The organism is Flavobacterium sp., from assembly GCF_035760125.1.
Lineage (GTDB): Bacteria > Bacteroidota > Bacteroidia > Flavobacteriales > Flavobacteriaceae > Flavobacterium.
Genome location: NZ_DASTTN010000351.1, coordinates 1 through 8,868 on the forward strand (window position 1 = coordinate 1; position 8,868 = coordinate 8,868).

Annotated in this window: 8 protein-coding genes and 1 tRNA gene; 5 read left to right on the forward strand and 4 right to left on the reverse strand. The window is 33.2% G+C overall.

Annotation, left to right across the window (positions count from 1 at the left end):
- The coding region (locus tag VFS71_RS12580; RefSeq protein WP_326401644.1) for an APC family permease at positions 1-995 on the forward strand (995 nt) is incomplete at its 5' end.
- 54 nt (positions 996-1,049) lie between these two features.
- Here the strand turns inward: VFS71_RS12580 and VFS71_RS12585 are convergent.
- Both VFS71_RS12585 and VFS71_RS12590 read right to left on the reverse strand, forming a co-directional pair.
- Positions 1,050-1,739 (reverse strand): SIMPL domain-containing protein, encoded by a 690-nt coding sequence (locus tag VFS71_RS12585; protein ID WP_326401645.1) that lies wholly within the window; start codon positions 1,737-1,739, stop codon positions 1,050-1,052.
- Positions 1,740-1,770: 31 nt separating this feature from the next.
- Complete coding sequence (locus VFS71_RS12590; RefSeq protein ID WP_326401646.1) at positions 1,771-2,409, reverse strand: rhomboid family intramembrane serine protease; 639 nt, start codon at positions 2,407-2,409, stop codon at positions 1,771-1,773.
- Positions 2,410-2,529: 120 nt separating this feature from the next.
- Between VFS71_RS12590 and VFS71_RS12595 the strand changes: the two genes are divergently transcribed.
- Together VFS71_RS12595 and VFS71_RS12600 are read left to right on the forward strand one after the other, a co-directional pair.
- A complete protein-coding gene (locus VFS71_RS12595; RefSeq protein WP_326401647.1) occupies positions 2,530-3,399 on the forward strand; it encodes a lysophospholipid acyltransferase family protein in 870 nt (289 codons plus the stop codon).
- 95 nt (positions 3,400-3,494) lie between these two features.
- Positions 3,495-4,373: a lysophospholipid acyltransferase family protein gene (locus tag VFS71_RS12600; RefSeq protein ID WP_326401648.1), complete on the forward strand. Its 879-nt coding sequence runs from the start codon at positions 3,495-3,497 to the stop codon at positions 4,371-4,373.
- A gap of 125 nt (positions 4,374-4,498) precedes the next feature.
- Here the strand turns inward: VFS71_RS12600 and VFS71_RS12605 are convergent, their stop codons facing one another.
- Entirely contained in the window at positions 4,499-5,986 is a 1,488-nt protein-coding gene (locus tag VFS71_RS12605) for an aminotransferase class V-fold PLP-dependent enzyme (protein ID WP_326401649.1), read from the reverse strand.
- A 299-nt stretch (positions 5,987-6,285) separates the two neighbouring features.
- Here VFS71_RS12605 and VFS71_RS12610 point away from each other — a divergent pair.
- Positions 6,286-6,359: transfer RNA gene (locus tag VFS71_RS12610), tRNA-Pro, on the forward strand.
- Between the two features lie 212 nt (positions 6,360-6,571).
- Here the strand turns inward: VFS71_RS12610 and glmM are convergent.
- Positions 6,572-7,960, reverse strand: coding sequence for a phosphoglucosamine mutase (gene glmM, locus VFS71_RS12615; protein WP_326401651.1), 1,389 nt, complete (start codon positions 7,958-7,960; stop codon positions 6,572-6,574).
- 216 nt (positions 7,961-8,176) lie between these two features.
- Between glmM and VFS71_RS12620 the strand changes: the two genes are divergently transcribed.
- Positions 8,177-8,761 carry an acyl carrier protein phosphodiesterase gene (locus VFS71_RS12620; protein ID WP_326401652.1) on the forward strand — a complete coding sequence of 195 codons (585 nt, stop codon included), beginning with the start codon at positions 8,177-8,179 and terminating at the stop codon, positions 8,759-8,761.
- Positions 8,762-8,868 lie beyond the last annotated feature (107 nt).

Here is an 8,868-nt window from a genome sequence, read left to right on the forward strand (position 1 = left end):
CAGCCACATTAGCCGATGGAAGTATTGTTCGTGGTATTGTAAATTTACCTTCCATTTTAATTATTGCTCTAATCACTTCTATCATCATTCGTGGCACAAAAGGTTCTGCTTTATTTAATGCTGTAGTAGTAGCTTTAAAAGTTGGTGTTGTGATTGTTTTTATCGCTTTGGGTTGGCAATATATTGATCCGGCAAATTACCATCCTTTCATTCCGAATAATACGGGAACATTTGGAGAGTTTGGATGGTCTGGTGTTTTGCGTGGAGCGGGTGTGGTTTTCTTTGTTTTTATTGGATTTGACATTGTAGCAACAATGGCTCAGGAAACCAAAAATCCACAACGAAATATGCCTATTGGAATACTTGGATCCTTACTTGTATGTACTGTTCTTTTTATTCTATTTGGTTATGTGATGACAGGATTAGCAAATTACACTGAATTTAAAAATAGCGCAGCACCAGTTGCCATTGCTATAGCGAATACTCCTTATGAATGGTTAGGCGTAGCAGTTATTTTAGCAATCTTAATTGGTTATACTTCGGTAATTTTAGTGGACTTGTTAGGGCAATCCCGCGTATTTTATTCAATGAGTAAAGACGGACTTCTGCCGAAAGTTTTCTCAGAATTACATCCTAAATTCAATACACCTTATAAATCAAACATTGTTTTATGCATTTTTATTAGTCTTTTTGCAGGATTGGTTCCAATAAGCATTGTTGGCGAAATGACCAGTATAGGTACTTTATTGGCTTTTGTGATGGTTTGTTTAGGAATTTTAATTCTTCGCAAAAAAGAGCCTAATTTAGAACGCCCGTTTAAAACACCATTCGTTCCTGTTGTTCCTATCCTAGGAATTATCACTTGTGTTGTTATGATGGTTTCTTTACCATTTGATACTTGGTTACGACTTTTTGTTTGGCTAGCTATTGGCTTTATAATCTATTTCTTTTACGGTAAGAAAAGAAGCAAACTGCGAAATGAAACTAAATCTTAATAAAAAAAGTGCTTGAAAAACTCAAGCACTTTTTTTATAATCATAAATATGGTTCTATTCCAATTTAAAACTCACGCTTACGTTGGCGATAATCTCAATTTCACCCGCAGCCATTGTTTGCCTAGGAGATGCTCCATCTGCTTCCATTGCCATCGATTTCATTGCATAAACGGGTTGCGGATAATATGTTTGTGAATTATCCGTAATAGTTATAGCTGCTCCTACTTTTTGTCCTAAAACAGACACATACTCCTCAGCCTTCATTTTCGCTTCTTTTATGGCTGCTTTTCGAGCGTCAGATTGGTATTGAGTCAACTTTGATGATTGAAAAGTAACATTATCAATTCGATTTATGCCTTGATCAACCAATCCTTCCATTAATTCATCATATTTTGATAAATCTCTCAAAAGAATCTCAATAGTTTGTGTAGCATTATAAGTATGTTTCTTTTTTTCATAATCATATTGTGGATTCAATGAAACTCTTTTCGTTTTATAATCTGCGGGAGCCAAATTCATACTCTTGACTAATTTTAAAACAGCCTCCATTTGTTGATTATTTTGTTTTTTTACTTCTTTGGCATTAGTTCCTTTTGTTTCCACAGTCGCCAAAATAGTAACTTGATCAGGAACTACTTTAATTTTTCCTTCGCCCGATACGTTTACTTGAGGAATTGGTTTTATTTCTTGGCTGTATGCCAAAACCGAAAATAGACAGATAATAAACAAAATTGATTTTTTCATAATGTTGATTTTTAAAGATTGAAATTAAATTTTAAAGTTTTCCTGCTTTTGCCATTCCAAAAAGAATAACTATTGGAATTGCAAGTAAAACGGTCATTAAAGTATGTTCTTGCATTAATTCAGGATTTCTTAAGAGTGTAATTAAATATCCTCCCATAGCTCCCCCAAAATGAGCCGTATGACCAATATTGTCATTTTTGGATCGCATTCCATATATAGAATACAACAAGTACATGATTCCAAATAAATAAGCAGGAATTGGAATTACAAAAAATAGCCCCAACATCATATCGGGCTGCAATAATATAGCAGAATATAAAACTCCCGTTACCGCTCCAGATGCTCCTACTGCCCTGTAACTATAATCGTCTTTGTGAAAAAGCATCGTTAATAAACTGCCAAAAATCAAACTGCCAAAATAGACCATGATAAATGAAATATTACCCAAATAATTCATAACAACTGGTGCAAAGAAAAAAAGAGTTAGCATATTAAACAATAAATGAGTCATGTCGACATGCAGAAATCCAGACGAAATCATTCGGATTTGTTCTCCAGCGCGAATACTGCCAACATGGAATTCATATTTTCTAAAAAAAGAAAAATCATTAAATCCTTTATAACTAATAAGGACATTGGCAACAATAATTCCAATCAAAATGGCATTCATAAAGTGTAGGTTTTAAAATTTTACTGTAAATCTAATTAATATTATAATTTTTACTAATAAAGAAATCATAAACTATATTGTTTTACTTTTTAATAAACTACTTTTGGCAAAACCTACAAAATGAAATACATTCTTTATCTGTTAATTTACCCCATTTTATGGTGTATTTCAATACTTCCTTTCCCATTATTATATTTATTTTCAGATTTTGTTTACATTATATTATACCGACTTATCGGTTATAGAAAAAAAACTGTAAGAGCAAATCTTGCGCTGACTTTACCTCATTTAAGCAATAATGAAAGATTAGTTATTGAAAAAAAATTCTATCATCATCTGTGTGACATGTTTCTCGAAATGATAAAAACGATGACTATTTCCAAAGACGAAATATGCAAAAGATATGTCTTTAAAAATTTTGAAGTCTATACTGAATTAGAAAAACAAGAAAAAAGCATTGCCATTATGTGTGCTCATTATGCCAGTTATGAATGGGCAGTATCAATGAACTACTTCACAAAATTTCATAGCTACGGAATTTATAAACAAATTAAAAACCCTCATTTTGATAAATTAGTACATTCTATTCGTTCTAAATTCAATGCGAATTTGATAACTACGAAAGAAACAATACCTACAATCATAACAAATAGCAGGAATAAAAAACTGTCTGTCTATGGATTTGCGAGTGATCAATCTCCAAAAGAAAACAGTGCCCATCATTGGACTAAATTTATGGGAATTGAGGTCCCAGTCCATACAGGTGCTGAAATGCTCGCTAAGAAATACGACATGAATGTTGTTTTTCTTAAAACTAAAAAAATAAAGCGTGGCTATTATGAGGCAACTTTGGAAGTATTTTCGGAAAACGCAAGTAAAATCCCCTGCTACGAATTAACAGATTTATTTTTAAAACGTGTTGAAGAACAAATCTATGAATCTCCAGAATATTATTTGTGGACACACAAACGATGGAAACACAAAAAATAGTTTTTTAAAAACAAATCTGTCAAAAACAATTATTCACAAAATACAAATCGTTCAAAAAAAGATTATTTAATTATATTTGCATTAAATTTTAATAAATGCAATACCTCATATATTTACTAGTCTATCCAGTAATTTGGGTAATTTCGATGCTTCCTTTTCGATTATTATATTTGTTTTCTGATTTTGTTTATTTCATAGTATACCGAGTTATTCGATATCGTAAAAAAACGGTTCGTGAAAACCTTATAATTGCATTACCTCATTTATCCGATCAAGAAAGGTTGATTGTAGAAAAAAAGTTCTACCATCACATATGTGACATGTTTCTTGAAATGATAAAAACAATGAATATTTCGAAAGAAGAAATTTGCAAGAGGTTTGTTTTTAAAAACATTGAAATTTATAAAGACCTTGAAAAACAGGGAAAAAGTGTGGCTATAATCTGTTCACATTATGCCAGTTACGAGTGGATCATATCGATGAACTATTATTCGGACTTTGCTGGGTATGGAATTTACAAACAAATTAAAAATCCCTATTTTGACAAATTAGTCCATAAAATACGCTCTAGATTCAATGCCAAATTAATCACGACCAAACAGACTGTTCCAACAATAATCAATAATAATAAAAACAATATATTGGCATTGTATGGTTTTGCCAGCGACCAATCTCCAAAGGCAAAAGGGGCAATGCATTGGTCAAAATTCATGGGAATTGAAGTTCCTGTTCATGTTGGCGCCGAAATGTTATCTAAAAGATACAATATGAATCTGGTTTATCTTAATACAAAAAAAGTAAAACGAGGTTATTACGAAGCAACCCTAGAAATTCTTTCTGACAATCCTAAAGAGGTTCCAAATTTTGAACTTACTGACCAGTACTTGAAACTTTTGGAAAAACAAATCTACGAAGCCCCTGAATTTTATTTATGGACACATAAAAGATGGAAATACAGAAGAGATAGTATTTAAAATTTTAGATTGCAGAATTTAGATTGCAGATAATAAAAAATCACCTTCAAAAATTTTAACTTTTGAAGGTGATTTTTTTATTTTAATAGTTGCTCAGTAGCTTAGTTTCTTAGAATCTTAGAAACTCATAAAGAAAACCAATCATGAACTAGCGTATCTTCAATTGCATGGGAGTTCTTGTGTAAAAACTCATTTGTATCTTTATTGTAATCATAATCCAATGCCCAATTTTTATGATTATCGGCAAGGGATTTAATACTATTGCAAACATATTCGATTTCAGCCGTTGTGGTAGTTGGATGTATCGACATTCTAATCCATCCTGGCTTTCTGATTAAATCTCCCAAACTAATTTCGTCAATTAATTTATTTGAAGCTTCCTGATCTACGTGTAATAGGAAATGTCCATAAGTCCCCGCACAACTACAACCACCACGAGTTTGGATCCCGAATTTATCATTCAATAGTTTTACACCCAAATTAAAATGGAGATCTTCAACAAAAAAAGAAATTACACCCAATCGATTATGATGTTGTCCTGCAAGAATCTTGATGTTTGGGATATTTCCCAACGAGTCAAAAACATACTCCACAATTTCGTGTTCGCGTTTGAGAATATTTTCAATTCCCATTTGTTCTTTCAATTGAATAGCCAATGCCGTTTTAATCACTTGAAGGAATCCTGGAGTACCACCGTCTTCCCTATCTTCTATATTGTCTATGTATTTATGTTCTCCCCATGGATTTGTCCAAGAAACAGTTCCACCACCTGGACAATCAGGCACCATGTTATTATATAATTTTTTATTAAAAACTAAAACTCCCGAAGTTCCAGGTCCTCCCAAAAATTTGTGAGGGGAAAAAAAAATAGCATCCAAATACGATTCTGGATCTTCAGGGTGCATATCAATTTTTACATAAGGTCCCGAACAAGCAAAATCCACAAAACAAACCCCGTTGTGCAGATGCATTAGTTTGGCGGCTTCATGATAAGGCGTTTTTATGCCAGTTACGTTAGAACATGAAGTTATCGAGGCAATCTTATAGGTTCTGTCTTTATATTTATCTAATAAAATAGCCAAATTATCAACACTAAAAAGTCCTTCTTCACAGGAAGGAATAACTTCAACATCGGCAATAGTTTCCAGCCAAGAAGTTTGGTTGGAATGGTGTTCCATGTGTGAAATAAAAACGATTGGTTTTTTTTCGGCTGGTATATTGATATAATCTTTAAGGTTTTCTGGTACTTTTAAACCTAATATGCGTTGAAATTTATTTACAACACCTGTCATTCCGGTTCCATCCGTTATCAAAACATCATCTGGATTGGCATTTACATGATGCTTAATGATGTTACGGGCATGAAGATAGGATTTTGTCATAGCAGTGCCCGAAACAGTGGTTTCAGTATGGGTATTCGCTACAAAAGGTCCAAATTCATTCATCAATTTTTCTTCGATGGGACGATACAGACGGCCACTGGCAGTCCAATCAGTATAGATGATTTTTTGTTGGCCATAAGGTGATTCAAAACCTTGGTCAATTCCAATAATGTTATCTCGAAATTGTTTGAAATATTGTTCTAGCTGTGTTGTAACTTTTGTTGGGGCCATTTCTTTTTAATTTGGCTCCAAATATATAGTTTTTTGATTAAAATATAGATATCCAAACTTTTCATTTTTAAAAGTATTTCAAGTAAAAAAACAAACTATTACGATTTTTAAACTTGTTTAAGTTGTTTATTTTAAGAAAAATATAAAATATTACCTTAAAAATTCTTACATAAAACATTTGAACTTAACACAATTAACTTTAATCATGATTGTAACCAATCCAAGATTATAAATTCACAAAAAATGGATTTATAATTTTCTTTTTTTTCTATAAAAAAATATATTTGCAACGAATAAATCGGGATGTAGCGCAGCCAGGTAGCGTACTAGCATGGGGTGCTAGGGGTCGCTGGTTCGAATCCAGTCATCCCGACAGAGCATAAAAAAACCCGACGAAAGTCGGGTTTTGTATTTAATATTTCCAAAAACAAAACTGTGTCTACTCTTTAGTCCTGATGGAAGTGGCATCTCCCGATTTAGAAAAACAAGGCTTTTTGCCGTAGTTTTTGTTAATCGGGAAATATAGCGAGCAGCAGGAACTATGTTTGCTAATAAAGCCTATTCATTCGCTCCTTCAAAATTCATTTAGATTCCAGCAACAGCTTTTATTTCGTCGATAATTCGTAAAGCCAAATCATCCGCCAATTTTTGACTAGAAGCTTCGGTATAAATACGAATAATTGGTTCTGTATTCGATTTTCTTAAATGTACCCAGTTATCAGCAAAGTCAATCTTCACTCCGTCGATTGTAGTGATATCTTCGTTTTTATATTTTTCGGTCATTGCCACAAGAATCGCATCAACATCGATTTGTGGTGTCAACTCAATTTTATTTTTGCTCATATAATATTCCGGATACGAAGCGCGCAAAGCCGAAACAGACATTTTTTTGTTGGCCAAATGTGTTAGAAACAAAGCCACACCCACCATACTGTCACGACCGTAATGTGACTCTGGGTAAATGATTCCGCCATTACCCTCACCACCGATGATAGCATTGTTCTTTTTCATCAATTCTACCACGTTCACCTCGCCTACCGCACTGGCTTCGTAGCTTCCGTTATGTTTGTTAGTCACATCGCGTAAGGCACGAGAAGAGGACATATTAGAAACTGTATTTCCTGGAGTTTTGCTCAAAACATAATCGGCACAAGCTACTAAAGTATATTCTTCCCCAAACATTTCACCATCTTCGCTGATAAAAGCCAAACGATCTACATCTGGATCAACAACAACTCCTAAATGCGCTTTTTCTTTAACCACCAACTCCGAAATATCTGTTAAGTGTTCTTTTAAAGGTTCTGGATTGTGAGGAAAATGTCCGTTTGGTTCACAGTATAATTTTACTACTTCAACACCCATCAATTCCAATAATTTCGGAATAATGATTCCTCCTGATGAATTCACACCATCGACAACAACTTTGAATTTGGCTGCTTTTACAGCTTCAACATTTATCAATGGCAAGTTTAAGACTTCGTCGATATGAATGTCCATATAAGCATCATTTATAGTGATTTCGCCCAAACTATCCACATCTGCAAAATCAAAAGCTTCAGCTTCGGCAATCTCAAGGATTTTTTCTCCTGCAGCACCACTTAAGAATTCCCCTTTCTCATTCAATAATTTCAATGCATTCCATTGTTTCGGATTATGCGAAGCAGTTAAAATGATTCCACCATCGGCTTTTTCCAATGGAACGGCAATTTCTACAGTTGGAGTTGTCGATAAACCTAAATCTATTACATCGATTCCTAATCCTATAAGTGTATTGATAACCAAATTATGAATCATAGGCCCCGAAATGCGAGCATCACGGCCTACTACAACGGTTAGTTTATCTTTTTTCGAATAATTCTTAAGCCAAGTTCCATAAGCAGAAGCAAATTTTACAGCATCAACCGGAGTTAAATTATCTCCTACTTTCCCACCTATAGTTCCTCGAATTCCAGATATTGATTTTATTAAAGTCATTTTTTTGAATTAATGGTTATTTGTTACAAATATAAAAAAGTTGCTGAGTTTCTGAGGTGCTAAGTTGCTAAGTTTTTATAAAATTAGATTCTTAAACGCTGAGTTTCTGAGAGTGCAAAAACTAAACATTTGCCTGCCAGTTTTATTTTTGAAATAATCAGTAAAAAAGTTTTTACATTTACGAGAGTAAACTTAGAATCTTAGCAACTCAATAAAATGAACTTCCTAGCCCACATCTATTTATCAGGAGAAAATGATTTGATAAAAATCGGAAACTTTATGGCTGATGGAATTAGAGGCAAACAGTTTGAGAATTACCCCTCAGAAATGCAAAAAGGAATTATTTTACATCGCTTTATTGACACTTATACTGATGCTCACCCTGTCTTTAGAAAAAGCACTAAACGATTACACGACAAGTATCACCATTATGCTGGTGTAATTGTAGATGTAATTTATGATCATTTTTTGGCCAAAAACTGGAGTAATTATTCAGATGAAAGTTTGATAGATTTTACTAATCGTTTTTATCAATCTTTACATGATAATTATGATTTTTTATCTGAACGAACCAAAGGAATGATGCCTTATATGATTGAGTACAATTGGCTGGTTAGTTACCAAACTGTAGAAGGAATCAATAGGATTCTGACACAAATGGATGGCCGAACCAAAAATGAATCTAAAATGCGATTTGCATCCAATGAACTTATTGAATGTTATAGTGATTTCGAGTTAGAGTTCACTGCTTTTTTTGAAGATTTAAGAATCGAAACCAAACAAAAATTATTATCCTTATGAGAAAATACATTCTACTAATTACAGTATTATTTCTAAGTTGCAAATCCAATGAAAAAATAGTTGAACCTACTGGTCTAGTTACTTCGAAAGCTATGGTGGTTTCGGCA

Bases quoted from the DNA above. Each gene is read 5' to 3' on its own strand.
- VFS71_RS12585 (WP_326401645.1), bottom strand. From the start codon at position 1,739: ATGAAAAAATCAATTTTGTTTATTATCTGTCTATTTTCGGTTTTGGCA.
- VFS71_RS12590 (WP_326401646.1), bottom strand. From the start codon at position 2,409: ATGAATGCCATTTTGATTGGAATTATTGTTGCCAATGTCCTTATTAGT.
- VFS71_RS12595 (WP_326401647.1), top strand. From the start codon at position 2,530: ATGAAATACATTCTTTATCTGTTAATTTACCCCATTTTATGGTGTATT.
- VFS71_RS12600 (WP_326401648.1), top strand. From the start codon at position 3,495: ATGCAATACCTCATATATTTACTAGTCTATCCAGTAATTTGGGTAATT.
- VFS71_RS12605 (WP_326401649.1), bottom strand. From the start codon at position 5,986: ATGGCCCCAACAAAAGTTACAACACAGCTAGAACAATATTTCAAACAA.
- glmM (WP_326401651.1), bottom strand. From the start codon at position 7,960: ATGACTTTAATAAAATCAATATCTGGAATTCGAGGAACTATAGGTGGG.
- VFS71_RS12620 (WP_326401652.1), top strand. From the start codon at position 8,177: ATGAACTTCCTAGCCCACATCTATTTATCAGGAGAAAATGATTTGATA.